This window comes from Microcystis sp. LE19-8.1F, from assembly GCF_027531715.1.
In the GTDB taxonomy this organism is placed as follows: domain Bacteria; phylum Cyanobacteriota; class Cyanobacteriia; order Cyanobacteriales; family Microcystaceae; genus Microcystis; species Microcystis wesenbergii_A.
The window spans coordinates 1-1,151 of the sequence record NZ_JAPZSO010000057.1; the positions used below are offsets into that span (position 1 = coordinate 1).

A 1,151-nucleotide genomic window follows, 5' to 3' on the forward strand; every position below is an offset into this window, starting at 1 on the left:
GCCAAACTTGTCCTAAGGGGCTAAAGTGTGCTATAAGCAGTCAGACCCTGCCCTGGTCTTTATTCTTCCCGATTAGGTAAATTACTGATGACTCAACCGAAACGCGCCCTGATTACTGGCATCACCGGTCAAGATGGTTCCTATCTGAGCGAATTATTATTAGAAAAAGGTTACGAAGTCCACGGTATCATCCGTCGTACTTCAACTTTTAACACCGATCGCATCGATCATATCTACACTGACCCCCACCAGCCCGATACTAAATTATTTCTTCATTATGGCGACCTCACCGACGGGACGACCCTGCGGCGTATCCTTGAACAAGTGCAACCGGTAGAAGTGTATAATTTAGGGGCCCAATCCCACGTGCGGGTTAGTTTTGATGCCCCGGAATACACCGTTGATGCTGTGGGGGTGGGGGTCTTAAGATTACTAGAAGCAATTCGGGATTACCAAAAAAGAACCGGCATCGAAGTGCGTTTCTATCAAGCAGGTTCCTCGGAAATGTTCGGGAAAGTCATGGAAGTTCCCCAAAAAGAAACCACGCCATTTTATCCCCGCAGTCCCTACGCTTGTGCGAAAGTTTACGGTCACTGGCAAACAATCAACTATCGGGAATCCTACGACTTATTTGCCTGTAACGGCATTTTATTTAACCATGAATCCCCCCGGCGTGGAGAAACTTTTGTCACGCGCAAAATTACCCGCGCCTTGGCCCGAATTATTGCCGGACAACAGAAAAAACTCTATTTAGGAAATCTTGATTCTAAACGGGATTGGGGTTATGCTAAGGATTATGTGCGGGCGATGTGGTTAATGTTACAACAGGAAGAACCGGATGATTATGTGGTGGCGACCAATGAAACCTATTCTATCCGGGAGTTTCTCGATATTTCTTTCCAATACGTTAATTTAAATTGGCAGGATTATGTGGAGTTTGATGAACGTTATTTGCGTCCAGCGGAAGTGGATTTATTAATAGGAGATTCCACAAAAGCCAGGGAGAAATTAGGCTGGCAGCCGTCGGTAACGTTCGAGGGACTGGTAAAATTAATGGTAGATGCGGATTTAGCGGCTTTGGGGATTAATCTTAATAACGGTGGTGATAGCGGACAGTTATTAAAAGATTTGGCTTATCTTCGCAATCGTTC

1 protein-coding gene is annotated in these 1,151 nt (G+C 45.4%); it reads left to right on the forward strand.

Going from position 1 to position 1,151, the window contains the following annotated elements; translation table 11 throughout:
• Nucleotides 1-87 precede the first annotated feature (87 nt).
• A partial coding sequence (gmd, locus tag O9334_RS06125) for a GDP-mannose 4,6-dehydratase (RefSeq protein ID WP_287999671.1) occupies nt 88-1,151 on the forward strand: 1,064 nt, incomplete at its 3' end.